General features: G+C 62.6%; 23 protein-coding genes and 1 pseudogene. 13 read left to right on the forward strand and 11 right to left on the reverse strand.

Annotated features, from left to right (window positions below; all coding sequences use genetic code 11):
* Positions 1–216: 216 nt before the first annotated feature.
* The 4 genes from ACVJGD_RS43015 to ACVJGD_RS43030 are packed head-to-tail and all read right to left on the reverse strand — an operon-like array spanning position 217 to position 3,190.
* The gene (locus ACVJGD_RS43015; protein ID WP_456639745.1) at positions 217–837 is read right to left on the reverse strand and encodes a HupE/UreJ family protein; all 621 of its coding nucleotides are present in this window, start codon (positions 835–837) and stop codon (positions 217–219) included.
* Positions 834–1,439, reverse strand: a complete 606-nt coding sequence (locus ACVJGD_RS43020; protein ID WP_456639746.1) for a HupE/UreJ family protein — start codon at positions 1,437–1,439, stop codon at positions 834–836. The genes ACVJGD_RS43015 and ACVJGD_RS43020 overlap by 4 nt, the downstream gene beginning before the upstream one ends.
* A 17-nt stretch (positions 1,440–1,456) precedes the next feature.
* The gene (locus tag ACVJGD_RS43025) at positions 1,457–2,428 is read right to left on the reverse strand and encodes a HupE/UreJ family protein (RefSeq protein WP_456639747.1); all 972 of its coding nucleotides are present in this window, start codon (positions 2,426–2,428) and stop codon (positions 1,457–1,459) included.
* A gap of 3 nt (positions 2,429–2,431) precedes the next feature.
* Positions 2,432–3,190 (reverse strand): peptidylprolyl isomerase, encoded by a 759-nt coding sequence (locus ACVJGD_RS43030; protein WP_456639748.1) that lies wholly within the window; start codon positions 3,188–3,190, stop codon positions 2,432–2,434.
* A 403-nt stretch (positions 3,191–3,593) separates the two neighbouring features.
* Here ACVJGD_RS43030 and ACVJGD_RS43035 point away from each other — a divergent pair, with 403 nt between their 5' ends.
* The 3 genes from ACVJGD_RS43035 (at position 3,594) to ACVJGD_RS43045 (ending at position 6,816) form a co-directional block, all read left to right on the forward strand.
* On the forward strand, positions 3,594–5,642 hold the full coding sequence (locus ACVJGD_RS43035; protein WP_456639749.1) for a hypothetical protein: 2,049 nt from the start codon (positions 3,594–3,596) through the stop codon (positions 5,640–5,642).
* A gap of 118 nt (positions 5,643–5,760) precedes the next feature.
* Positions 5,761–6,087 (forward strand): hypothetical protein, encoded by a 327-nt coding sequence (locus ACVJGD_RS43040; protein ID WP_456639750.1) that lies wholly within the window; start codon positions 5,761–5,763, stop codon positions 6,085–6,087.
* A gap of 105 nt (positions 6,088–6,192) precedes the next feature.
* The gene (locus ACVJGD_RS43045; protein WP_456639751.1) at positions 6,193–6,816 is read left to right on the forward strand and encodes a 2OG-Fe(II) oxygenase family protein; all 624 of its coding nucleotides are present in this window, start codon (positions 6,193–6,195) and stop codon (positions 6,814–6,816) included.
* A 73-nt stretch (positions 6,817–6,889) separates the two neighbouring features.
* Here ACVJGD_RS43045 and ACVJGD_RS43050 read toward each other — a convergent pair whose 3' ends face one another.
* Both ACVJGD_RS43050 and ACVJGD_RS43055 read right to left on the reverse strand, forming a co-directional pair.
* Positions 6,890–8,935, reverse strand: coding sequence for a spermine/spermidine synthase domain-containing protein (locus ACVJGD_RS43050; protein WP_456639752.1), 2,046 nt, complete (start codon positions 8,933–8,935; stop codon positions 6,890–6,892).
* Position 8,936: 1 nt separating this feature from the next.
* The gene (locus ACVJGD_RS43055) at positions 8,937–11,003 is read right to left on the reverse strand and encodes a recombinase family protein (RefSeq protein ID WP_456639233.1); all 2,067 of its coding nucleotides are present in this window, start codon (positions 11,001–11,003) and stop codon (positions 8,937–8,939) included.
* Here ACVJGD_RS43055 and ACVJGD_RS43060 point away from each other — a divergent pair.
* Positions 11,002–11,235 (forward strand): hypothetical protein, encoded by a 234-nt coding sequence (locus tag ACVJGD_RS43060; RefSeq protein ID WP_456639232.1) that lies wholly within the window; start codon positions 11,002–11,004, stop codon positions 11,233–11,235. The two genes, ACVJGD_RS43055 and ACVJGD_RS43060, sit on opposite strands and share 2 nt — an antisense overlap.
* 38 nt (positions 11,236–11,273) lie before the next feature.
* On the opposite strand, the gene ACVJGD_RS43065 is transcribed toward ACVJGD_RS43060, so the two are convergent.
* From ACVJGD_RS43065 to ACVJGD_RS43080, 4 genes and pseudogenes are all read right to left on the reverse strand, one after another.
* Entirely contained in the window at positions 11,274–11,747 is a 474-nt protein-coding gene (locus ACVJGD_RS43065) for a helix-turn-helix domain-containing protein (RefSeq protein ID WP_456639231.1), read from the reverse strand.
* A 164-nt stretch (positions 11,748–11,911) separates the two neighbouring features.
* A complete protein-coding gene (locus tag ACVJGD_RS43070; protein ID WP_456639753.1) occupies positions 11,912–12,304 on the reverse strand; it encodes a DUF5372 family protein in 393 nt (130 codons plus the stop codon).
* Positions 12,225–12,719, reverse strand: a pseudogene (locus ACVJGD_RS43075) (spermidine synthase); the annotation flags it as partial. The gene ACVJGD_RS43070 and the pseudogene ACVJGD_RS43075, both read right to left, overlap by 80 nt.
* A gap of 612 nt (positions 12,720–13,331) precedes the next feature.
* Positions 13,332–14,234, reverse strand: coding sequence for a LysR family transcriptional regulator (locus ACVJGD_RS43080; protein WP_456640569.1), 903 nt, complete (start codon positions 14,232–14,234; stop codon positions 13,332–13,334).
* 189 nt (positions 14,235–14,423) lie between these two features.
* On the opposite strand from ACVJGD_RS43080, the gene ACVJGD_RS43085 reads away from it, so the two are divergent.
* Genes ACVJGD_RS43085 through ACVJGD_RS43105 form a run of 5 tightly spaced genes read left to right on the forward strand, consistent with a single transcriptional unit; the run spans position 14,424 to position 18,454 of the window.
* Positions 14,424–15,251, forward strand: coding sequence for a creatininase family protein (locus ACVJGD_RS43085; protein ID WP_456639754.1), 828 nt, complete (start codon positions 14,424–14,426; stop codon positions 15,249–15,251).
* 12 nt (positions 15,252–15,263) lie between these two features.
* On the forward strand, positions 15,264–15,689 hold the full coding sequence (locus tag ACVJGD_RS43090; RefSeq protein ID WP_456639755.1) for a cupin domain-containing protein: 426 nt from the start codon (positions 15,264–15,266) through the stop codon (positions 15,687–15,689).
* The gene (locus ACVJGD_RS43095; protein WP_456639756.1) at positions 15,686–16,516 is read left to right on the forward strand and encodes a cysteine hydrolase family protein; all 831 of its coding nucleotides are present in this window, start codon (positions 15,686–15,688) and stop codon (positions 16,514–16,516) included. The genes ACVJGD_RS43090 and ACVJGD_RS43095 overlap by 4 nt, the downstream gene beginning before the upstream one ends.
* Positions 16,513–17,868 (forward strand): FAD-binding oxidoreductase, encoded by a 1,356-nt coding sequence (locus ACVJGD_RS43100; protein WP_456639757.1) that lies wholly within the window; start codon positions 16,513–16,515, stop codon positions 17,866–17,868. Before ACVJGD_RS43095 ends, ACVJGD_RS43100 begins: the two co-directional genes overlap by 4 nt.
* Position 17,869: 1 nt before the next feature.
* Positions 17,870–18,454: an NAD(P)H-dependent oxidoreductase gene (locus ACVJGD_RS43105; protein WP_456639758.1), complete on the forward strand. Its 585-nt coding sequence runs from the start codon at positions 17,870–17,872 to the stop codon at positions 18,452–18,454.
* On the opposite strand, the gene ACVJGD_RS43110 is transcribed toward ACVJGD_RS43105, so the two are convergent.
* Positions 18,451–18,843, reverse strand: a complete 393-nt coding sequence (locus ACVJGD_RS43110; RefSeq protein ID WP_456639759.1) for a RidA family protein — start codon at positions 18,841–18,843, stop codon at positions 18,451–18,453. The two genes, ACVJGD_RS43105 and ACVJGD_RS43110, sit on opposite strands and share 4 nt — an antisense overlap.
* 219 nt (positions 18,844–19,062) lie before the next feature.
* On the opposite strand from ACVJGD_RS43110, the gene ACVJGD_RS43115 reads away from it, so the two are divergent.
* The 4 genes from ACVJGD_RS43115 to ACVJGD_RS43130 are packed head-to-tail and all read left to right on the forward strand — an operon-like array spanning position 19,063 to position 23,080.
* Positions 19,063–20,058 carry an ABC transporter substrate-binding protein gene (locus tag ACVJGD_RS43115; RefSeq protein ID WP_456639760.1) on the forward strand — a complete coding sequence of 332 codons (996 nt, stop codon included), beginning with the start codon at positions 19,063–19,065 and terminating at the stop codon, positions 20,056–20,058.
* A 9-nt stretch (positions 20,059–20,067) separates the two neighbouring features.
* Positions 20,068–20,925 carry an ABC transporter ATP-binding protein gene (locus ACVJGD_RS43120; protein WP_456639761.1) on the forward strand — a complete coding sequence of 286 codons (858 nt, stop codon included), beginning with the start codon at positions 20,068–20,070 and terminating at the stop codon, positions 20,923–20,925.
* Positions 20,922–21,722, forward strand: coding sequence for an ABC transporter permease (locus ACVJGD_RS43125; protein ID WP_456639762.1), 801 nt, complete (start codon positions 20,922–20,924; stop codon positions 21,720–21,722). Before ACVJGD_RS43120 ends, ACVJGD_RS43125 begins: the two co-directional genes overlap by 4 nt.
* The gene (locus ACVJGD_RS43130; protein WP_456639763.1) at positions 21,719–23,080 is read left to right on the forward strand and encodes an amidohydrolase family protein; all 1,362 of its coding nucleotides are present in this window, start codon (positions 21,719–21,721) and stop codon (positions 23,078–23,080) included. The genes ACVJGD_RS43125 and ACVJGD_RS43130 overlap by 4 nt, the downstream gene beginning before the upstream one ends.
* Positions 23,081–23,085: the final 5 nt, after the last annotated feature.

Consider the following 23,085-nt stretch of genomic DNA (forward strand, 5'->3'; position numbering starts at 1 on the left):
GCCTCACCGGGCGCGCAAGCGTCAACTCGGCCACCGGCGGCCTTGCTTGCGAAAGGGATTGCGTTGCTCGCCCACTCGTCGGCAGGCATTACTCGTTCTCGTTTGCTGATTGCCGCCGACCAGAGTCGCTCCTGTGGCGGGCCGGTGACGTCGCCCAGCCGGAAGGCTACGACTCTCTTGCATCTCGCGGCTTGAATAGCTTGCGCCGGGCGTCGCTCAAGATGCGAGACCATATCCCACCATCATGAGCCCGATCGCTGCAATCCAACCACCCAACGCCTGCAGGGTGATCTTTCGCCAGCCGATCGGGGCGCTGGTATCTGCTCCGCGGAACGCCAGCACAAGTGCCATGACGAGCGTGATCGCCGCGTAGCCGCTGCAGGCGAGTCCTGCCGCGAACAGCAGTCGGTCGGTCTCAGGTCCGAGATCGGTCGCATTCGCCGCTCCTCGGATCACCGCCAATGCGAAAGCAAGCGCGCACAGCGCGGCCGCCGGTATCCGCACCGCTGTCGCCAGGAGCAAGCCCAGGACGAGAACCATGGCAGCGTCCACCGTCGAGCCCGTCGAGGTGATCTCGAAAGACCGGGCGAGCGCCAACCCAGTCAGCAGTCCGAGTGGGAACACCAGCACGAGCCAGCGTCCCGTTGCGGCGCCAAGCGTGCCTCCCAACCCGCCGATGGCGCCCCAAAGGATGAGATCCTGGAGGTCCATTAGCGGATGCAAGGCACCGGCATAGAAATCGCCCAGGCGCGAGGCGACGATGTGCGCCTCGGCCGGGCTGGCCTGAACGAGCAGCACCGCTGCGGCGATCAAGCCGCGGCCGAGCTTGATATTCATGCGACAGCTCCCAGGCTCAGCGCCAGAAAGTATCCACCGAGCAGGGCAATCACCGCGCCTAGCCCTTGAATCAATCGCTCTCCGGCAGACCAACGGGTCAGCGTGCCGATCGTGATGCCGCAGAGGTGCAGCAGGCCGGTTGAGACGACAAAGCCGACGCCGTAGGCCAGCGGGTTTGCGGACTTCGGAAGCTCGACGGCGTGGGCGTAGCCGTGAAAGATCGCAAAGACGGCAACGATTCCGGCTGCGGCCGCAAACGGCAGCCGCATCCGCACCGCAACCGCGGCGCCGAGAATGAGCGCCGAGAGCGCGATCATGACCTCGGGCATCGGCAGCGGAGCGTGCAGAATCCCAAGTACTCCGCCGATCGCCATCACCAGCGGGAAGGTGATGGGCAGCACCCAAATGGCAGGAGCGCCGAGCTGCGCGCCCCAGATTCCAACGGCGACCATCGCAATCAGGTGGTCAATCCCTGTCAGCGGATGCAGGAAGCCGCCGACAAGCCCGCCGCCAACGCCGACCTGCTCGTGCGCGAAAGCGGCTTGCGGCAGGACGAGACCTGCGATCGTGAACGGGAGACATCGGAAGATATGCAAGGACATGGTTCGACCACTTTCCGTCATGTTGCAACGAGCACGCGTAGCAAGCGGCCGAAAAACCAGAACATGGAAACCGAGCCGATAGCATAGGCCGGTAGGGCGTCGCCCCAGCGCGGCAAGACCGCGTCGAGCCGCCGATGGGCCCACATCAGCGCCAGCACCAGGAGCACAAAGGCGAGCTGGCCGATCTCCACGCCGATATTGAAGAAGAGCAGGGCGATCGGCAGCAGTCGGCGCTCCAGTCCGAGTCCCGCCAGCGCGCTCGCAAATCCGATTCCGTGAACCAGGCCGAAGGTGAATGCGACCGCCCAGGGATAACGTGCAGTCAGCCCGCTTTCGCCGCGCTGCTGCTTTACGATCTCCACGCCGATAAACACGATGCTGAGCGCAATGCAGGCATTGAGCGGCCGCTCCGGCACGCCGATCAGGCCGAATGCCGCCGCCGCAAGCGAGGCGCTGTGTCCGATCGTGAAAGCCGTGATCGTTTTCACCAGCCGCCATCCGCCGCCGACAATCCAGATAAGTCCGAGCACGAACAACAGGTGATCGGCCCCGAGCAGGATATGGTCGATGCCGTAGTTGACGTAGGTCCTGGCCAATTCGATCCATGTCTGCAGGGTCGGGGCACCGGTGCCCAGCACCGAAACGACGGGATTCGCGGTCGAAATCGTGTAGGAGCGCGGCTCGCCCACAATCGGAATCACCTTGATCAGGACCGCCGACATGTTGGCGCCGAGATTGGTGATCGTGATCGGCCCGATCAGCCCTTTGTCGCCGCAATTGAGCTCCGGCAGCCGGAGGAAGCAGTGCGGCGGCACCTGCAGATCGACGCGCGCGGCTCCGATGGTGGGCTCCATGGTCCAGAGCCCGACGAATGCGCCTGGCCGGACCTCGCGGAATTCGAGCACGCCGAGCGTGGCCTCATGTGCAAAGAGCTGGCGCGGCAGCACCAGCGCGGCGAAAACGAGTAGCGCGACCGCAAGATGGCGCATGGCTCACCGCTCGTACTGCACTTTATAGTTGGCCTTGAGGCGGCTTACCGCCTCCCACGCTTGCTTTCGCGTCTCTTCGGTGTACCAGATCTTGGCGGCCTCTTCCTGCACATCCTCGAACTTGGCGAGCGCGCCCGGGCGGCGTGAATCCAGCCGGACGACATGCCAGCCTTCCTTGGACTGCACCACCTTCCATTGTCCCTCCGGCATCGCCAGCAAGGCATCGCGGAAGCCGTCCCCGAAAGACGCAGGCAAGCTTGCGACGGGACGTCCGAGGATCGCCCGCGTCTGATTGCGGAGCTCTTCGGATTCCCGCTGCGCCGTGATGTCTTCGAGCTGACGCCGTGCCGTCGCCTCGTCGGTCGCCGGCGTCAGATAAAAGCCGACCTGCTCGGGCTCATCGAACCGCTCATGGTTGCCCGCAAACCATGCACGAAGCTGCTCTTCCGTCGGCTGCGCCACGCGGACCTGGTCGAAGATGAGCAGTTGAAGCTTGAAGGCGATGCGATCGCGGATCATGTCGTCACCGCGATCAACGCCGAGCGCCTTGCCTTCGCGGTACAAAATCTCGCTCGCCACCCAGCTATCGATCATCTTCTCCAGTTCGGATTCGGAGGGAACGCGCTCCTTGTCCTCGTCGAAATTGTCGATGAAGGACTTGCGCATCGCCTTGGTCACCGTGATGACCTTGTCATCCTTCGCCGGCGGACGAAGCGCGGCGTCTATGCCGAAGATGATTGCGCCGAGGAGGACAAAATGCACGAGAGGTTCGCGTCCGAGAAAGCGCAAGGCAACGAACAGATTGAAGCGCAACGGCTTCGCTTCGGATTCTGACGGATTTTCGCTGGATGCATCGGCTTTGGCGGAAGGCGATATCCCGAGAGTATGCGCAGCGTCTGTCATTGCGAATGTTGACACATAAGCTTCACAAAAATGATCGCTGCGGGGCGCGCGGACGATCTTACGGCCGCAGGCTTATGCAACGTCGCGTGCGATCTGTCACTCCGCAATCGATCGTGCGTTCGAAAAAAATCCGAGCGCCAATAATAAAACCTTCACCGAACTGTCTCCGAGTTCTGGTTGGTTCAGGGACGGAGAGCCAGATGCGGCGGACGCGTGGCTCTCATTTTTCTTCGTGCGTAAGAACGCATTCAGGGGCGATTACATGGTTCAATCTTCGAAGAAATTGCTGCTGACGGCAGCTTCGGTCTCGCTGGCGTTGGCGCATTCGGCGCATGCCAACGATCGGCGGGATTCCAGGCCGGACAATCCGTATGTCGCCGGCGACATGCACAATCACAATACCTGCACGGACGGCTCGGTATCCGCCGGCTATGCGATCGACAGGTCCGTCGCGACCGGCACTGCCGCCGCGGGCGGCAACAACTTCGATCTCGACTGGTTCACGCTCGGCAACCACGGCGGCTCGGGCAACCGCGACTGCCGCTTCAGCGACACCAGCGCCAACATTCCGGGCGACACGACCAAGACCTGGAATCAGACGCTGGGCAAGACCATCGATGGGATCACGATCACCAGCCTGAAGGGCACGCCGAACGGTACGGGTGACAGCGCCCAGATGTGGCGCTGGCAGTCGATCAAGGAAGTCGAGTATCCGATCATCGTCAATCGCACTCCGGTCTACAACAAGGTGTTGATCGAAGGCCTGGAGTGGGTTGTTCCCGGTCACGAACATACTGACGTGGCTGTCATTTCCGGTCAGAACCCGCGCGGTTACGGCAACGCCGACAAGATGGCGGAATATGAATTTCGCTTCGACCGTGCCGATACCGACGCGATCGGTCCGGTGGATTCGAAGAACAGACAGATTTGGCCCGGCAAGGACAACGTCAACAACAGCGGAACGGCGGGCCATCAAAAGGCGGTCGCCGGCATCCAGTGGCTGCAGAAAAACCATCCGCTGGAATCCTACGCGATCCCGACCCATACGGAACGCGCGGGTCCATTCAACCCCAACAGCAGCAGCGGCTACAACATCGAGCACTTCCGCGATTTCAACAATGCCGGCCCGACCGTTGCGTTCGGCATCGAAGCGCCTGGCCACATGGCGCAGGGATCGCTCACGGGCGGCTCCGGTTCCTACGGAACCAACTCTGTTGGCGGCGGCACCTACGGCATGAGTGGCATCTACACCGCCAAGGTCGGCGGCCTGTGGGATGGGCTACTCGGCGAAGGCCGCAACTTCTTCGTGTATGTCAGCTCCGACTGGCACAATCGCGGGGCAGCCGGTGCGCGTGACAGCTTTACGACAGCCGACTTCATCCCGGGCGAATATACCAAGCTCTACGTTCCGAACGAGGAGCACTTCCGCTCGCAATCCGTCATCGACGGCATGCGTTCGGGCAACTCTTATTCCGTCAATGCCGACATTATCGGCCCCGACATGGTTTTCCGCGCCAAGGGCCATGACGGCGAATGGAAGACGATGGGCGAGACGCTGGTCGTGACGCCGGGCGAACGGATCACGTTCGAGATGCAGATGACCATCCCGGCGAAGAACAACAGCCCATACAGCTTCAATAATCCGCTCCTGCTGCCAGTTGGCATCAAGCAGCCGCTGAACAAGCCGTCGCTCGACCATGTCGATCTCATCAGCGGTCAGATCACGGGTCCGATCGAGCCGGGGGCGCCGGGCTATGCGGTGCCGAACGCCGGCGGCGTCGCCGCTGCGTCGATCGTGTACAACCCCACGACCACGATCTCCCAGCAGATTCTCGCAAAGCACATGCAGCGCGATCATCAGCGGGATGGTTCGATGCGCCTGCGTTTCACGACCACGTTCACGGCGGGTAAGACTGCGTTCTACGTCCGCGCCCGCGGAACGAACATTCCGATCGCAACGCCCAACGTCAGCGACAGTGCCGGCAATCCGCTGCTCGACGTCAACAACGTTCAGGTGAGCTGCACGGATCCCGCTTGTCCGTCGCACCTGCAGACGGCGAACGGCGTCAAGAAGGTGACCTACGACGTTCAGGCGTACTCGAACGTCTGGTTCTACGCCAACCCGATCTTCATCCGGCCGCGCGGCACGCCCAAGCTTCTGGTTGAGAAGAACGCCGAACTCGCCGAGAAGCTCGGCGGTCACCGGGATGATCACGATCATGACCACGATCACGATCATCATGGCAACAGCTACCCCCATGACTGGTGGCACTTCGGCTGGTGGAATCGCTACGGCCACCGCTTCTTCTGAGTTCAGAAGGATACAATGCTCGTAGGATCTGGCGGAGCTGAAAGATTCGCTCCGCCAGATTTTCCGCAGGTCACCCTGAGGGTCTTGTGCCTGCTTCGTTAAATGCATGCCGAGCCAAATGAAACCCGTTCTGGTCTGCCTGCTCCTGGGCCTGACCTGCTGCGTGGCCTCGCCATGCGGCGCCGAAACCGTTTCGGCCGAGCCGAGCAGAGAGGATTGTGAGGCCGCGGTCGGGCAAGCGCGCACGATGGCGGCCACCTTGCCGGCCAATGATCTCTCTCGCTACTTCGCCGAACGCGACTTGCATCAGGCAATGGTCGAGGCTGGCAATGGAGAGTTCGACGAGTGCATGGAGTTTGCCGCCCGAGCGGCAGATGAATTGCGGGAGCGCCGTCACGAGTTGCCGCCGGGAGAAACGCTGAAAGTGCTCAAGCCCGACGAGTAGTCTCGACGAGGGGAAGGGTCCATTCGAGGACCTGTCGGTTGTCATCGCGGTGTCACGTTCGTCCGCGCATTGTCCGACGGATTCGAGATATCTGGCAGTTGAGACATGGATCATATCGAGCCGCTGTTTCCGATTCCGCTGATGCGTTCGCCGGGCCTGTTGGGTCCGGAGCTGAAGGACGCCGCCATCGCGGCAATCCGCAATGCCCGCGTCGAAAGCAATCTGCGCTCGGGCCAGCTCTTTCATACCGAGGTAGCCGATCCCCGCGAGAACAAGCTCTTTCGGGATATCGCCGAGTTGGCCACGCCGAAGCTGGTCGATTTCGGCGAGCTTCTCTTTGGCGAGAAGCTGCGGTGGACCGTGAAGGAGATGTGGACCAACATGCTCGAAACGGGAGGAAACCAGACGCTGCATGCCCATGCGAACAGTTTCATCTCGGGCATCTTCTATCTGACGCCGTCGCACCCGGCGAGCAAGACTGTTTTCGTGCGGCCCCCTGGCGGTTCTGACTTCTCCTTTCGTCATCATACGCGAGGTGCGGCAGTCGGGCCGTACAATGCCGGCAAGTACATGTTGCCGGAGGCCGAACCGGGCGATCTGGTTCTTTTCCCGAGCTACCTCTATCACGAGGTTCCAAGAAACCAGGGCGAGCAACGCATCACCATCGCGTTCAACGCCATTCCCGACCACCTCGATTGCTGGGGCTATCGGGTGACTTTCGCGCCATAGCTCCTCGGCCGCGAGCTCCGCCAAGATCCGTCTCCGCTCCCCCAAAGCGATATTTTGCGCGATCGGTCGCAGCTCAGCGGTTGAATTCGCGCGCGAGCAACTGTCCTGCCTCTCCGCGCGACGGCGCCGCATCGCTGATCGCACGTAGCAGGCGAGCGGCGGCTTCGCGGTCGGACGCCATCAACGACTTCGCCATGTCCATCAGTGGGACAAAAGCCGGATCGAATTCGGGACTGAGGCGGAGCGCATCGAGCAGCCCTGGGGAAGCCGCTTCGATCAGCGCGCGGCCGCGCGGATCGCCGGGCAGGGCCGCGCCCGCTTCAAGGAATGAATTGCGCGCGCGCCAGTAGGCGCGGAGACGTTCGCCCAATGCATCTCGATGCGGCGAGTCGAGCAACTCGGCCGCGTCCGGCTGCATCGCCCGGATGACGGCAAGCAGCAGAGACCATGGCGGCGCCGTCAACGCGCTGACGTTCCGGCGCGCATCGAAGGTCACGAAGGGATAGTCGTCCGTATTGCGGGGACCTCTGCCGGCGAACGCGGAGAGCGCACGCGGACCTCCCACATATTGTCCGAGCAGATCGATCGAAGATTCGAACCCGAGCGGACGCACGACGAGCGCGACCGCCGGATTGCCAAGTCGCAGGGTCAGCGCGTCGGGATCGAGATGACCGCCGTCGCGTGGACCGATCAGGGCGAGCATAGGGGTGCGCACGCTGTAATGGTTGAGCCAGGCAGAACCCTCGGGATAGATCTCGAGAAATCCGCGGATGATGGCGCGTAAGGATGGTAGATCGAGCTGGTACAGGGGCAGCCACTGACAGAACACGCCGCCGGGAGCCAGTCGCTTCTTGACGGCGTCGAAATGCTCGACGGTGTAGAGTGCGCCGCTGCCGTCCAGCGCCGGATGAAACAGATCCGCGACGATCACGTCATACAGATCGGTATCTGCGGCGACATATCGGCGTGCGTCGGCGACGGTGATCGGCGGTGCTAGGCCGGTGGTGGCCGGCGGATTGGCGAACCATGGCAGAAGCTCGACCACTTCTCGGGACAATTCGACGCCGTGGACCGCGAGTTCCGGCATCTTCGATCCGCCGACCACCGTAGCGCCGGTGCCGATGCCGAGGAATAGAGCGCGATGTGGCGCCGAATGCAGCAATAGCGGCAGCATCGCCTGGCGATAGTCGGATCGGCTTGAACTCGTCCCTCCCATGCGGAAGTGGCCGTTCACCTCAAGATAGCGGGTGCCGGACGCATCGTCGACGACGCTCGCAGTCACCATCGACCCTTCACGGACCGCAAGCAGCGTGCCGCCGGGCGGCACTTTGGTCAGAGAGGGTGCGGGACGAACCCACAGCACAAGGGCGACGGCCATCGGCGCCGCGCACCAAGCGAGTGATGTCCGGCTGGGCGGAAGCAGGAGAAGATAACCCAGCGCAACCACAATGAGCGCCATCCAAATGCCGAAGGTCGGGATCAGGAGTTGCGCCGCCAGCAGCGGCGCTATCGAGGCGCCGATGCTGTTGATGCCGACCGCCCACCCCAGCGATCCGCGCTGATCCCGTACCCGTTGCGCGAGCAGCCCGAACAGCGCACCCATCGCAGCCGAGGGCACCAGAAATAGCGCCATCGCGACACCCAGTTCGCCGATGATGCCGGCTTCAACGGTGGCCTGCGAGAAGCGGACAATGTAAGGGGCAAGGAACGCCGTCGCCAGACAGGCGAGCGCCGTCCCGGCGAGCAGCAGGCCGAGGTTTTCGTCGCGGTCATGACGTCCGGTCCGCTGCCAGATGAGGCTTCCGGCGGCGGTACCGAGCAGGTACGCCGCGAGCAATCCAGCGAAGGTGTAGACCGTGTCGTGCATCGCCTGGGCCGCCAGCCGGACGACGAGAACCTCGAACGCGATCCCGAGCAGGCCGGTCGCGAACAGGGTAACCGTGAGCCGCGAACTTCCGATCCGATGTTGCCTGACCTCGTCGAGGTCTGCCGTGCGCGGGCTCGAATTCGGCGCGATTGCGAGCGCGGCCAAAGCGCATGCCAGGTTCACGATGGCGAGGCAAACCAGCGTTCCGGAGAATCCGAGCGCAGGGATCAAGACGATTGCTTCATACTGCACCTCATTCCTGTGATGGCGCGGTGATCGAGATGAGTTGTGCTGGGCAACCGCGAGGGCCGCCATGGCCCTTGATGATGATTTTGCCCGGCGGGATCTCCCACAGTCCGCGGTTCAGGCTGTCCGTATAGCATTTTTTGATGAGCCCCTGATTGCCCCATTCGCGCACAGCTGTCTTTGAGACACCGAACTTCGCGGCCACCTCGCGCGTCGTGAGCATGCCGCGCCGGCGCAGTCGATCATGACGGCTCGAGAGCTTGTAGGCGCAACGAATCCAGGCGACTTTCTTGAGATTGAACGGCTTTGCCTCCCATGTGCGCCGTCCGTTCTGATTGAGAATCTCAGCGATCTCACGATCGCAGTGATGGTCGAGGAGACGATCGACCTCGGCGACGAGCTCAGGTTTGAACTTGCGGATCTGTGCGATAGGCAACGGCCGTTCGAGCACCAAGGAGCGCGTGGCGCCGCCCGACAGGCGCACGTGAACGGTGATCTTCTCCGCTTTGATCAGGGTTACGTCGTCGATGAGTAGACGCGCAATGCGCTTGCGCTCGCGGACGTCGACACGCGGGTCGTGCCAGATTCGGGGCAGTTGCTCGGCAAGATCGAGAATGCGCCGTCGGGTCTCGGCGCTCAGTGCTGCGGCCTGCTGTTTGCAACGGCGCTCGTAGTCTTCCGCCGCATCGGCATGAATGCGCAGCTTCTCGTTCCATTCCGCTTCGAGTGCATCGGCGACGAGGCGGTTGTCGGGATCGACCTTCATGTAGCGCCGCCGCGCGAGCTCGCCTTCATAGCGCATCCGCTCGACATGCTGGCGACGCGCTGCGTCAGTCTCCGCGGCGCGCGCCTCGAGCTCGCGCTGAATCTCCAAAGTGACCGCCAGGCTCATCGGTGTCATCAGCTCGATCATCAGGGCGGCGATCGCGGCATCGACGAGCTTCCCGGGAACCGTTTGGCATGTCCATCCCGCGCGCCGCACCGCATTAGCTTGACAGACATAGGTCGGTACTGTGCGGCTGTGCTCTTGGCTGTAGCGCACACCCATGCGTTCGCCACAGAGGCCACAGACCACGCGACCTTGCAGCAACGCCGGTCCTTCGCGTGCCGGCCCCGACCGCCGTTCGCCGCCGAAGGCGCGAGCATTGTCGGCGAGCCGCCGCTGATTGGCTTCGAACCGTTCCCAGTCGATGTAGCCTTGGTACATGCCCGGCATGACGAACTGCCAGTCCGCCCGGGCAACCCTGACGACACTGCTGCCGCCGTCGGGCCTGTGCCGTGTGCGCGTGCGACCATAGACGAAGGCGCCGGCGTAGCGTGGATTGTGGAGCACCTGCAGGATGCGCGCATGATTCGGCGGCGCCCACAGGAGGTCTCCCTTGTTTGGACCTGCGCGCAATCGACGTGGGAACAACAGACCTTGCTCTCGGAAGAAGCGGACGGTCTGCATGGCGCTTTCGGTCCGCTCGAAGGTGTCGAACACGAGACGGATGGCATTCTGCACTTGGGCGTCAGGATCGAGGCCGAGGGTCCGATCATTCCGGTAGACCAAGCCGACTGGAGGGCACATCTCGAGCTCGCCACGTCGCGCCTTGTTGAGTTGGCCACCGCGCATGCGTGCTTTGAGGATATGCAGCTCGGCTTCGCTCATCGTGCCCTTAAGGCCGAGCAGGAGGCGATCATTGAAGTTGGCTGGATCGTAGATTCCGTCCTCGTCGAGAATCAGCGTCATCGTCAACGCGCACAACTCGATGAGGCGGTGCCAGTCAGCCGAGTTGCGTGCAAGCCGCGAGACCTCCAGACCCATAACAATGCCGGCCTTGCCCAGCGCCACCTCGCTCACGAGTTGCTGGAAGCCCTCGCGTGCTGTCGTACTTGATCCTGATTTGCCGAGATCGCAATCGATGACGTGGATGCGTTCAATCGGCCAGCCCACGGCGATTGCCCGAGCGCGCAACGCATATTGGCGCTGCGTGCTCTCGCCGTGCTCGGCGACTTGGCGGAGGGTCGATTGGCGGACATAGAGGTAGGCGGCGCGCTTGAGATGCTCGGCAGTGACTTTGAGGTCAGCCATGGGCAGGCTCCATTGCGATGGCGATAATGATGCCGGCGATGAGTCGCGTGAGGTCGCCCGCTGCAGGCAATGGATCGACCGTGATCGCTGGCGTGGTCGGATGATCGCAGCACGCCATCTCGGCGTGACGGCGCTGCCCGAGCGCTCTGATCCATGCAGCGAGCCCTTGGCGGCGAAGAATGCCGAGGCCAAAGCAGGCAGTGAGCTCGCCTCGCAATACCGCGGCGCGTAGCTCCTCGTAACGGTCCGTGGCGTCTGCCGGCGGAACGATCAGGTTGAAGTGAGTCGTTTTTTTTTGCGCGCCAGCGCCCGCTCCAGGCTGCGCCGGTGCACCTTGACGCCAAAGCGTGTCTCGATCGCATCGAGACATTGCGATGTCGTCAGCTCGGGGCTTGCGGCCTTGAGATCGGCTACGAACGCAATGACCTCGGCGGAGATCTTGTAGCCACTCTTGGGGCCTCGCCGGTTCGGCAGCAAGCCGGCGACTCCTGCGCTCTGCAGCGCACTCTGGGCCTTGTAGAAGGTTGGGCGGGTGACGCCGAACGTCGCGGCGGCTTCGCTGATGGCAACGCCGTCGACTTGATGCCGCCGCACCATCTCGTAACGGACTTGGACCAAGTCCTTGGCATCGAAGAATGGATTGCCGACGAACAGCATGTCGCGGACAGCTTCGGGGTCGGGATTGAGGACGCCGTCCTGCGCCAGCGCCGCGCTCTTCGGATCCTGTCTTTTGGCCTTCCTCATGCGTGGCCTCGAATCGTCGTAAATATAAATACGCCTCTATATCTTGATGATCAAGCCCCAAGTCAGCACCACATTCCGATATTTGGCCGATAGTCTGGTAAAAATCCGTCGTTTGGCGGCTGTGGAGCGGCGTCAATCCCTTTACACACGCGGCGTAATTCTCTTTACGCATCGTCGGACCTCAATCCCTCGGCGAGCCGATCCAGCGCATCACACAGGGCCAGCAGATCAACGGTCCTAAAGGCTGCTCGACCCGCGGCAATCAGCCGAAACTCATCCCCGGGATCGATGTCGGTCCAGGCGCTCGCAATCGTGCAAAGTCGTCCATTCTGCCCTTCATAGATCACCCGGTCTTCGCCCCAATGTCGCCGCCGGCAGATCAGATCGAACATGCGACCGCACAGCGGATGGAAGGGATGAGTGATCCGCACCCTTTGGCGGGTCGTACCTACACGGCCTGCAGTCGACGACCTTCTCCAAGGCGAATGTCGAAGCCAAGGTGCCTGCCACCGCGCCGGCCGTATTCGCACCATAGACGCCTGCACTGACGCGAACATTGCCGCGGGCTTCCCTGACCATCCGTTCGAGCGCGGTCAGGGTTCCGCCCATCGCCGCGGTTGCGGGAAGCAGGACAAGCGTCGGCAGCGCAAAGCTGGCCGCCCATAGCAGGGCCGGCCCGGGCTCGGTGCCAAGCATGGGTGGCAAAGCCCGGCCCGCGAGCGGCAGGAGCCAGACGTTGGCAAGACCCCACAGTCCGATCACCGCCTCGAGCGCCGCGTATACGATGTGCGGCGACCGTGCCCGCCGGATCAGGCCATCGAGGGCAACGGCACCGAGCGCCAGTCCGCAGAAAAATCCGGCAATCGCGCCCAGCACCGCCATCATCTCGGTCCCGAGTGCGAGGCTGAGTTGCCGCGTCCACACGACCTCATAACCGAGGCCCGCAAAACCGGACGCCACTGCGATCGGCATCAAGGCCCACCGCCGACCGACCCGCTGAAGGTGCTCGGCAGCACCGGAATCCGCTCTTGGCGCGAGTTTGTCTGCCGCAGCCATCGCGCCTGCGTCCGGATCGTATTGCATTGCCGTCATTTCCAGTTCGAAGTTCGGCGACGGCCTCTACCACGGATCCAAGGGGAGAGCAGGACCGTGCGCGAGATCGATCAGTCCCTTTCTCGCAAATCCTCAATTCTGATTTGTGACGGTTCGTCTGGTTGTCCGGTCAGTATCAGATTGTTCCTTGGAATTCGCCTTCTCCTGGACGCAAGCTCATCATGTCGACTGTTGAGGTAAACCGGGCTTTGCTCGCTGTTGGCCCGATAGCCGGAATCTTCCGTCGATGCCCTCATCATGCCGCGGGCGTTCGACAGGCGGACCTCGTCGCTTCAATCCGAACTTTGAAGTGGTCGGCACATGGATAGGCGGTGTCGGTCGCTGCACAGGATCTTCGCGGCATGTTGGATCTTGTAGCGCGGGACTAGAAGGCTTGAAGTTCTGTGCGCATCGCGGGTTGCGTAGGACTTGCGGACGCGAGCTCGTTGCCCAGCGATCTTGGTCGCGACCGAGGCCCGCGAAATCGGGGCTCTATCCACTCGCTTCGCGCACCATCGTCTTGAGCATTTCCGCCAGCACACTTGCGATTGCGCTGGTGCCTCGTTCGTGACCGATCAGCATCAAGGTCTGGGATTCATGTGACAGTTCGCGGACCGGTACGTAGACAAGACGTCCCGCGCGCCGTTCGAACTCGATATCAAAAGGGGTCAGGAAGGTGATCCCGTTGTCGACGATCGCGGAGTGCCTCATGATCTCGATAGCATTGGTCTCGATGATCGGCTGCAGATCGAGTGAGACGCGCGTGAACGCAGTGTTCAAGTAAGGCCTGATGGCACTCGTGTCGTCGGCAACGACAAGCGGATAGTCGATGCAGTCACTGAGTCGGATACCGGTTCGCTTGGCAAGCGGATGGTCCGGCGCCATGACGGCGCCAAGCTTGGCGCCGGCGCGCGCCAGGACTTTCAGATTGCCGTCCTTGGTAAAGTCAAACCCGATGCCGAGATCGGCTTCACCGTTGGCGACAGCGAACTGAATCTCCTCCCCTGTGTTGAACAACGTCAGATTGAGCTTGACCCTGGGATTGGCGACCCGGAACGCCTTTACCGTTCCCGGGACCAGGTTCGAAGCAAGGCCGCTCATCATCGCCATGGTGATCTCGCCGCGGCGCAGCCCCTTGAGTTCCTCGATCTTCGTTTGTGCGCGCGTCAGTTCCTTCAGGGTCTGCCTGACGTGGCCGATCAAGACTTCTCCTGCAGCGGTCAGCACCAGCTTCTTGGGGAGTCGTTGAAAAATTGGCGTTCCCAATTGAGTTTCCAGCGCCAGGATCTGGCGACTGATCGCGGAAGCGGCGACGTTCAGATGGTTGGCGGCCTTGCGGATCGAGCCCGTCCGCGCAACCTCGTCGACGTAGTTCAACAGTCGGCCATGAAGCATCACCGTTCCACTCCGTCTTGCCTTCGAAGGAGAAGACCTCCGTTGCCCAAAAGGCAACGGACTTGCCGAATTAAAGCGCTTTCAAGTGATGGCGGCGCGTGCACAATCGCAAGCCCGAATAGCAGGCAATCCGCGCCGGACTCTTTTGCAGACCTCCCGGCGCAGCTAGCCGTTGGAGCTGAATGAAGAATGGCGCTGAAGTCGCATTGGTGGTGGGATCTGAGCACGAAGGATTTCGCCGAGCTCGACGCAGAGAGGGTGGTCGCGATCCTGCCCGTGGGCGCCGTCGAGCAGCATGGGCCGCATCTGCCTGTCAGGGTCGATGCTGCCATCAATGCGGGCATCGTGGCGCGGGCTGTCGAGCTGATGCCGCCCGACTTGATGGCGCTGGTTTTGCCGATGATGCCGGTCGGCAAGTCCGACGAGCATCTGGCGTTTCCCGGCACGCTGACCTTGTCGCACGAAACGCTCGGACGCCTCTGGTACGAGCTCGGCGAATGCGTTCATCGCGTCGGCGTTCGCAAGATTCTGTTCCTGAACTCGCATGGTGGCCAGCCGCAGCTTCTGGACATCGTCTGCCGGGATCTGCGCGTCAAACTCGGCATGTTTGCCGTCAACGTGATGTGGCCGCGGTTGATCGACATGGACGCTCTGTTCCCGCCCGAGGAAAATCGGCATGGCATTCATGGCGGCCAGAGCGAGACCAGCGTGATGCTGCATCTGCATCCCGAGCTCATCGACATGCATCATGCCGAAAACTTCGTCGCGCTCTCGGTCGAGATCGAACAGGAGTCGGAGATGCTGAGCCCGGAAGGTGGCGCCAGGTTCGGCTGGCAGGCGCAGGACTTGCATCCCAAGGGCGCTTGCGGTGACGCCGCCAAGGCCACCGCCGAGCTTGGCCAGCTAGCCGTCGAGCGCTCGGCGGCGCGACTGGTCAAATTGATCGAGGAGATCAACCGTTATCCACTATCGCGCATTGCGGCCCACACCGCGTTCGACAGGTCGCGGTCCGGCTAAAGGAGCTTGTACATGGCATTCAGCATTGCGGACCTTGCGCGGGTGAAAGCATTTCGGATCTCGCCGAAGGACACCAACTACTTCGTGATGCTGTTCGATCAGGAGACCGACCGGATCGACAACATCTTCGTCATCGAGATATTCAAGGTCGGCGGCGCCACGCCGCCGAACGAGCATAGCCGTGCCCATGAATTCTTCCACGTGCTGCACGGGGAGGGCGTTGCGCGCTGCGACGGCAAGACATTGCCGATCAGGAAGGGCGACTCGCTGCTGCTGCATCCAGGCTCCGAACATGTGATCGAGAACACCGGTGCCGGCAAGCTCTACACGCTCACCGTGATGACGCCGAACGAAGGCTTTGCCGAATTGATCCGCGGCGGCGAGTGCGTCGAGCTCGATGCCGACGATATCCGCATCTTGCAGGGATATAGCCGATGAGCCCGGCGCCACGCCAAGCCGGCGAAGACGACGCGCTGCGGCCATTGGGGTCGAGCGCGCGCAATCGCTGGCGGGTTTCTGAAAGCCGTGCCGACTTGGTGCGTGAGCCGGTTCCGCCAAGGCCGATCACCTTGCAGACCGACGGCAAGCTGATCACCATCGATCTCGCGCGCACGGCGATGGTCGTGGTCGACATGCAAAATGACTTCTGCCATCCGAAGGGCTGGCTCGCGCATATCGGCGTGGATATCTCGCCGGCGCGCAGGCCGATCGCGCCGCTGCGCCGGCTGCTTCCGTTGCTGCGAAACCAGGATGTGCCGGTGATCTGGGTCAATTGGGGCAACCGGCCCGACAGGCTCAATCTCAGCCCGGCGCTGTTGCACGTCTATAACCCCAGCGGCAACGGCGTGGGTCTCGGCGACGCCCTGCCGGGTTCGGGCGCAAGGGTGCTCGAGCGCGGCAGTTGGTCGTCCGCGATCGTCGACGAACTCACGATCGATCCATCCGACGTCAAGGTCGCGAAATACCGGATGTCGGGCTTCCAGGACACGGAGCTGGATAGCATCCTGCGCAATCTCGGCGTCACCACGCTGATATTCGCTGGCGTCAATATCGACCAGTGCGTCTTGTGCACGCTGCAAGAGGCCAATTTCCGCGGCTACGATTGTCTGCTGCTGGAAGACTGCGCCGCGACGACGTCGCCGGACTATTGCCTGGCGGCAACGCTCTACAATGTCCGCCAGTGCTTTGGCTTCGTCCTCAGCTCGCAGACGATCGTCGCCGAGCTGGCCGATGGCAAGCGAGAGCCAATGATGGCCATGCCATGAGCGATTTCTTGTCCAGCAATCTGGTGCGGCTCGTCGACGATCTCGGTGACGTTCCGGTGGTGACAGATCCCAGGATCGTGCGCCGGCGTTCGCGCGATTTTTTCTGGTACAGCCCGGTGTTGAACGAGCAACTGAACGGCAAGTCGGCGGATCTGGTCGTTTCGCCGCGGGACGAAGCCGACGTCATCCGCGTCGCCGCTGCCTGTGCGCGCCATCGCGTGCCGATCACGGTGCGCGCCGGTGGTACCGGCAATTATGGCCAGGCCGTGCCGCTGCGCGGCGGCGTGCTGCTCGACGTCATGGCGCTTGACGGCATTCGATGGACAAAGCCGGGCGTGATGCGCGTCGGCGTTGGCGAAAAGCTGAATACCATCGACGCAGCACTCCAGCCTCAGGGCTGGGAGCTGCGCATGCATCCGTCCACCAAGCGGACGGCGACGATCGGTGGCTTCGTGGCGGGCGGATCGGGTGGCATCGGTTCGGTCAACTATGGCGGCCTGCGTGAGCCCGGCAATATCCTCGCCGCGCGCGTGGTCACGGTCGAAGAGGAGCCGCGCGTGATCGAGTTGCGCGGCGACGCGGCGCAGAAGATCAACCGCGCCTATGGCACGACCGGCATCATCACCGAGCTCGAAATGCCGCTGGCGCCGGTCTGGCCGTGGATCGATGTCGTCGTCGTGTTCGACGACTTCGCAGACGCCGCGGCCTTTGGCTACGAGGCTGCCTTGGCCGATGGCATCGTCAAGAAGCTGCTGTCGCCGATCACTTGGCCGCTGCCCTCCTATTTTGGAGCGCTGAAGCCGTTCTGTCCCGACGGCAAGAGCATCCTGATCGCGATGATCGCCGAACCCTCGCTCGAGAGTTTCAAGTCGTTGCTGGGCGGCCGCGGCGCCATCACGCTGGAGATGCCGACCGACGACAGTCCCGGCAAGGTCCCGCTCTATGAGTACACCTGGAATCATACCACCTTGCAGGTACTGAAGACCGATCGCTCGGTCACCTACCTGCAGTGCCTCTATCCGCACGACCGGCTGATGGAAAAGGTGGTCGAGATGCGGGAGCTGTTTCCCGACGAAGTCTTGCAGCATCTTGAGTTCATCCGTTTTGGCGGCCGCGTGACCTGCAGCGGACTGCCGGTCGTTCGCTATACCAGTGCCGACAGGCTGAACGAGATCATCCGCCTGCATGAATCGCGCGGCGTCCATATCGCCAATCCGCATGTCTTCACGGTTGAGGACGGCAGCCGTTACAAGCGGGCGGACGCCGATCAGCTCGGCTTCAAGCACGAGGTCGATCCGTACGGCTTGTTGAACCCCGGCAAGATGCGCAGCTTCGTGCCGGCGAGGCCATGACATGCGCGTGCTGTATGTCTATTGCCATCCGCTCAGCGATTCCTTTCACGCTGCGATCCGGAAGGAAGCGCTGGCCGGGCTTGATGAGGCCGGGCACACGGTGGACCTGCTTGATCTCTACGCCGAGGGCTTTGATCCCGTGCTGACGGCGGAGCGTCGTCGCGACTATCACGACCCCGCACGCAACCGGGCCAACAACCAGGCCTATGCCGATCGCCTGATGGCGGCGGATGCGCTCGTCGTGCAGTTTCCGACCTGGTCGTTCGGACCGCCGGCGATGTTGAAGGGCTGGTTCGACCGGATGTTCGGCCCGGGCATTGCGCTGGATTTGTCGGAGCCGTCCCACGCCAAGCCGATGCTCGTGCACATCCAGCGGATCACCGGTATTTCGACCTATGGCCGCCCGCGTTGGCAGGCGATCGGGATGGCGGACCCGCCGCGCCGGATCATCAAGCGCTATCTGCGGTGGTTCACCGGCTCGAAGGCCGCGGTACGCTATTACGCGCTCTATCATATGAACGTCGCAACCGACGCGCAGCGCGGACGCTTCCTCGCCAGGATTCGTCGGGAGATGGCGCGATTCTAGGCGCGTTCGGGCGCGGCTGCGATGGCCTCGATCTCGACGAAGAATTCCGGCCGGGTGAATCCTGACACGATCACCAGCGTCGAAGCCGGCGGTAGTCCCTGAAAGTGCCTGTCGCGTGACCGCATATAGCCCTGCATGTGCTCGCGCGCCGTCACATAGGCGTTGAGCCGAACGATGTTCGCGAGCGTCATGCCATCCTCGACAAGAATGGCTGCGATGTTGGCAAAGCAGAGGTCGGCCTGCTGCTCGCATTCCGCCGGTATCGTCTCATCGGATGAGATACCGAGCTGACCGGAGGTCACGACGAGCCGGTGCCCGGCCGGGACCGCGATGCCGTGGCTGTAGCGCGCAAAGGGCGGCCTGATCGAAGCTGGAGCGAGCGCGCGCAAAGTGACTCTGACGGTGGTTGGTTAGGCCGTAAGCGTACCGCGGGGTGCCAATCCATTCCAGCACAAACATTGTTGCCTCAAAGGCAACGGATGGCTCGAATAAAAATGCTTTCAGGCGACAGGCCGGCTGTGCATCCTGCCAACGAGGACAAGATTGTCTCATCGACATGACGATCCGGATCATGACGGCGGCTGTAACGCCGTAACGAGGAAGTCGCAATGGCCACGAAGTTTCTGCCGCGAACGATCGCAATCGCTCTTGTGAGCGCCGGCGCGCTGTTCGGCTCGATGGCCCCGACCTTTGCCGCCGACAAGGTAACGTTCCTGACAAGCTGGTTTGCGCAAGCCGAGCACGGCGGCTTCTACGAGGCCAAGGCGACTGGGTTGTACGAGAAGGCCGGGCTTGACGTGACCATCAAGATGGGCGGCCCGCAGGTCAACGGCTCGCAACTTTTGCTCGCCGGCGAAACCGACTTCCTGATGGGCTACGATATTCAGGTGCTCAAGGGGCGGGAGCAGAATCTCCCGTTGGTCGCGGTGGCGTCCTCCTTCCAGTTCGATCTGCAAGGGCTGATGACGCATGACGATGTCGCGGATATGGCGGCGCTGAAGGGCAGGCCGATCCTGATCGCAGGTTCATCCCGCGTCACCTTCTGGCCCTGGCTCAAGGCCAAATATGGTTTCACCGACGACCAGATTCGTCCCTATACATTCAACCTGCAGCCTTTCTTCGCCGACAAGAACATGGCGCAGCAGGCCTATCCATCGTCCGAGCCCTACCAGGCGGAGCAGCAGCACGAGAAAGTGAAATTCTTCCTGCTCGCGGACGGCGGCTATCCGCCTTACGGTTCGACGATCGTCACCACCGAGAAGATGATCGCCGAGAAACCGGACGTGGTGGCGCGTTTCGTCAAGGCCTCGCTCGAAGGTTGGCGCGATTACCTCAAGAATCCTGAGCCGGCCAACGCGCTGATCAAGGCCGACAATCCCAAGATGACCGACGGGCAAATCGCCTTCGCGATCGAGAAGCTGAAGGACAACAAGGCGATCGACGGCGGTGACGCCGCCAAGCTCGGCATCGGCATCATTACGTCGGAGCGCTACAAGCAGATTTACGACTTCCTGGTCGCAGGCGGCCTGCTGGATCCAAAGGTGGATTGGCACAAGGCTTACGACGACCGTTTCGTCAAGGACTTGAAGATCGGAGTGCCATAGGGGCAGTCGATGAACGCTCTCTTGCCGGGCGAGCCACGCGATGGAGGTGGGCAGCGAATGCTGGCGGGTGGCGAACGGCCGCCTGCGGTGGAGGTGCTGTCGGCCGAGAAAATCTTCTCGAATGGAGCCCGGGGGGGGCTGGCGCCGATCGATCTTTCGATCGCCGACGGCGAGTTCCTGACGCTGATCGGCCCATCCGGCTGTGGCAAGAGCACGCTGCTCAAACTGATCGCCAATCTGATCGAGCCGTCCGATGGCCGGTTGCTGTGGTGGCGCGGAGATTTCTCGCAGGTCGGGCAGGAGGGGAGGCGGCTCGCTTTCGTGTTCCAGGAGCCGACGCTGATGCCTTGGGCGCGGGTCGACGCGAATGTGCGGCTTCCGCTCGAACTCGCCAATGTCGCCAAAGCCAAGGCGGCTCCGCTGGTGGCCGAGGCGATCGAACGCGTCGGCCTGTCCGCCTTTGTCAGGCATTTTCCGCGCCAGCTCTCGGGCGGCATGAAGATGCGGGTCTCGATTGCCCGCGCGCTGGTAACGAAGCCCAATCTGTTGCTGATGGACGAGCCGTTCGGCGCGCTCGATGAGTTCACGCGCAACAGGCTCGATGCGGATCTGATCCGCCTGCGGTGGGAAGGCAAGTTGACCACGGTGTTCGTGACCCACTCGATCTACGAAACCGTGTTCCTGTCGACGCGCATCATCGTCATGGCGGCTAATCCCGGTCGCATCTTCCGCACCATGACCATCGACGAGCCCCAGCCGCGCGACGATGGCTTTCGAGATAGCCCGAAATTCGCCGCCTATTGCCGGGAGCTGTCGACCTGGCTCGCGGAAGCATCACTTCCTTCGGCATCGGGGAGCGTCCCGTGAAGCCGCTGCTGCAATCGGAAACCTTCGTGCGGATCGCAGCCCCGCTTGCGGTCGGGGTCGGGTTGTTCGTGCTGTGGGAGATTGGCTTCCGGCTCGCATCCGTTCCCGTCTATCTGTTTCCGAAGCCGAGCGACATCTTCGTAAGCTTCATTCACAATGGTCCATCACTATTTCGCGCACTGTTGGTAACGTTGCGGGTGACGCTGCAGGCGTTTGTGGCGGCCGTCATCATCGGGACGCTGGTCGCGTTCATGTTCGTGCAGAGCCGCGCGATCGAGGTCAGCCTGTTTCCCTATGCGGTGCTGTTGCAGGTGACGCCGGTCGTTGCGATTGCGCCGCTCATCATCATTCTCGTCAAGAACACGCAGCTCTCGCTGACGATTTGCGCCACGCTCGTCGCGCTGTTTCCCATCATCTCCAACACCACGCTGGGATTGCGCAGCGTCGATCCCGGCCTTGCAAACTATTTCCGGATGAATCGCGCGGGTCGCCTCAAGACGCTGATCAAGCTCCGCATCCCCGGCGCCTTGCCCTATTTCTTCGGCGGCCTGCGGATCTCCAGCGGGCTGGCGCTGATCGGCGCTGTCGTCGCCGAGTTCGTCGCCGGGACCGGAGGCCGTTCGTCGGGGCTCGCCTATGAGATCCTGGACGCCGGGTTCACGCTGGACATTCCCCGCATGTTTGCGGCGCTGTTCCTGATCACGTTGACGGGAGTCTGCCTGTTCGCGGCGATGGTCGTGCTATCCAGGCTCGCATTGTCGAACTGGCATGAAAGCGAAATAAGGACTGAGACATGACCGCGATGCTGATCGAGAATGCCGCCGGGATCTTCACCGGCCTGCCGGGTTCTGCGATGCGCACGACCGGTGCTATCCGGGTCCGCGACGGCGTCATCGCCGAGATCGGCACGCTGCAGCCACAGCCGGATGAGCAAAGGCTGGATGCAGGCGGCTGCGTCATCTATCCCGGCCTGATCTCCACCCACCATCATATGTTCCAGAGCGTGATGAAGGGCGTAACCGCCGGCATCAACCTTCCGCTCGCGGGCTGGCTGCGCGCGGCACCCTACAAGCTCTGGTCGAAGATCGATGAGGAAGCGCTGGCGGTCGCAGCAAAGATCGCGCTTTCCGAGTTGCTCTTGTCAGGAACGACGACGGCCGCCGACCATCATTATCTCTTCAGCGACACGTTCAGGTTCGATCCCGCGCATGTGATCTTCGAGGTCGCGCGTAGTCTCGGCATCCGCCTGGTGTTCTGCCGCGGCGGCGCCACCAAGGACCGTCACATGAACGCGGACGACTTCCCGCCGATGCCGATCGAGTCACTTGATTCCATGCTGAAGTCGGTCGAAGCCTGCGCTCAGCGCTTCCACGACCCGTCGCCGCGGGGCCTGACGCGCGTTGCGCTGGCCCCGACCACGCCGACCTGGTCGCTGGATCCAGGTGAACTGAAGGAAGTGATCGCGGCGGCGCGGCGGATGAAGCTGCGGCTGCACAGCCATCTCTCCGAGACATCGGACTATGTCGATTTCTGCCTGTCGGTCCACGGCAAGCGCCCGGTGGAATGGCTTGCGGACCATGACTGGCTCGGGCCCGATATCTGGTTTGCGCATCTGGTCCATCTCGATGCCGGCGAGGTCGAGATGCTCGCGAGCACCGGCACTGGCATGGCGCATTGTCCGCAGTCCAACTGCCGTCTCGGCTCCGGCGTTGCACCGGCCGATCACATGGCGCGGCTCGGTGGCGCAGTATCGCTTGGGGTCGACGGCGCAGCGTCCAACGAGGCCGCCGACATGATCAGCGAGATGCATAGCTGCTGGCACACCCATCGCGCGGCGAAAGGTGCGCATGCGGTGACAGCCGAAGACGTCGTGCACTGGGCGACGGCCGGCGGTGCGCGCGTGCTCGGATTTCCCGAGATCGGCACGCTCGTGCCCGGACAGCAGGCCGATATCGCCATCTTCGACCTGAATCAGCCGCGGCATTTCGGGATGCACGATCCGCTGATCGCGCCGGTCACCTGCGCCGGCACCGCGCATGTGCGCTACCTCCTGATCGGCGGCCGGATCGTGGTCGAGGACGGCGCCATTCCCGGTCTCGATATTGCGGGACTCAGGTCCGATGCCATCCGCGTAGTCGAACGTATGGCTGCCTAGCGGAG

It is taken from the genome of Bradyrhizobium sp. USDA 10063 (assembly GCF_054063735.1).

Bases quoted from the DNA above. Each gene is read 5' to 3' on its own strand.
- ACVJGD_RS43060 (WP_456639232.1), top strand. From the start codon at position 11,002: ATGGGCAGGCTCCATTGCGATGGCGATAATGATGCCGGCGATGAGTCG.
- ACVJGD_RS43035 (WP_456639749.1), top strand. From the start codon at position 3,594: ATGGTTCAATCTTCGAAGAAATTGCTGCTGACGGCAGCTTCGGTCTCG.
- ACVJGD_RS43100 (WP_456639757.1), top strand. From the start codon at position 16,513: ATGAGCGATTTCTTGTCCAGCAATCTGGTGCGGCTCGTCGACGATCTC.
- ACVJGD_RS43120 (WP_456639761.1), top strand. From the start codon at position 20,068: ATGAACGCTCTCTTGCCGGGCGAGCCACGCGATGGAGGTGGGCAGCGA.
- ACVJGD_RS43080 (WP_456640569.1), bottom strand. From the start codon at position 14,234: ATGCTTCATGGCCGACTGTTGAACTACGTCGACGAGGTTGCGCGGACG.
- ACVJGD_RS43055 (WP_456639233.1), bottom strand. From the start codon at position 11,003: ATGGCTGACCTCAAAGTCACTGCCGAGCATCTCAAGCGCGCCGCCTAC.
- ACVJGD_RS43130 (WP_456639763.1), top strand. From the start codon at position 21,719: ATGACCGCGATGCTGATCGAGAATGCCGCCGGGATCTTCACCGGCCTG.
- ACVJGD_RS43025 (WP_456639747.1), bottom strand. From the start codon at position 2,428: ATGCGCCATCTTGCGGTCGCGCTACTCGTTTTCGCCGCGCTGGTGCTG.
- ACVJGD_RS43045 (WP_456639751.1), top strand. From the start codon at position 6,193: ATGGATCATATCGAGCCGCTGTTTCCGATTCCGCTGATGCGTTCGCCG.
- ACVJGD_RS43090 (WP_456639755.1), top strand. From the start codon at position 15,264: ATGGCATTCAGCATTGCGGACCTTGCGCGGGTGAAAGCATTTCGGATC.
- ACVJGD_RS43015 (WP_456639745.1), bottom strand. From the start codon at position 837: ATGAATATCAAGCTCGGCCGCGGCTTGATCGCCGCAGCGGTGCTGCTC.
- ACVJGD_RS43065 (WP_456639231.1), bottom strand. From the start codon at position 11,747: ATGAGGAAGGCCAAAAGACAGGATCCGAAGAGCGCGGCGCTGGCGCAG.
- ACVJGD_RS43070 (WP_456639753.1), bottom strand. From the start codon at position 12,304: ATGTTCGCGTCAGTGCAGGCGTCTATGGTGCGAATACGGCCGGCGCGG.
- ACVJGD_RS43020 (WP_456639746.1), bottom strand. From the start codon at position 1,439: ATGTCCTTGCATATCTTCCGATGTCTCCCGTTCACGATCGCAGGTCTC.
- ACVJGD_RS43115 (WP_456639760.1), top strand. From the start codon at position 19,063: ATGGCCACGAAGTTTCTGCCGCGAACGATCGCAATCGCTCTTGTGAGC.
- ACVJGD_RS43095 (WP_456639756.1), top strand. From the start codon at position 15,686: ATGAGCCCGGCGCCACGCCAAGCCGGCGAAGACGACGCGCTGCGGCCA.
- ACVJGD_RS43040 (WP_456639750.1), top strand. From the start codon at position 5,761: ATGAAACCCGTTCTGGTCTGCCTGCTCCTGGGCCTGACCTGCTGCGTG.
- ACVJGD_RS43105 (WP_456639758.1), top strand. From the start codon at position 17,870: ATGCGCGTGCTGTATGTCTATTGCCATCCGCTCAGCGATTCCTTTCAC.
- ACVJGD_RS43085 (WP_456639754.1), top strand. From the start codon at position 14,424: ATGGCGCTGAAGTCGCATTGGTGGTGGGATCTGAGCACGAAGGATTTC.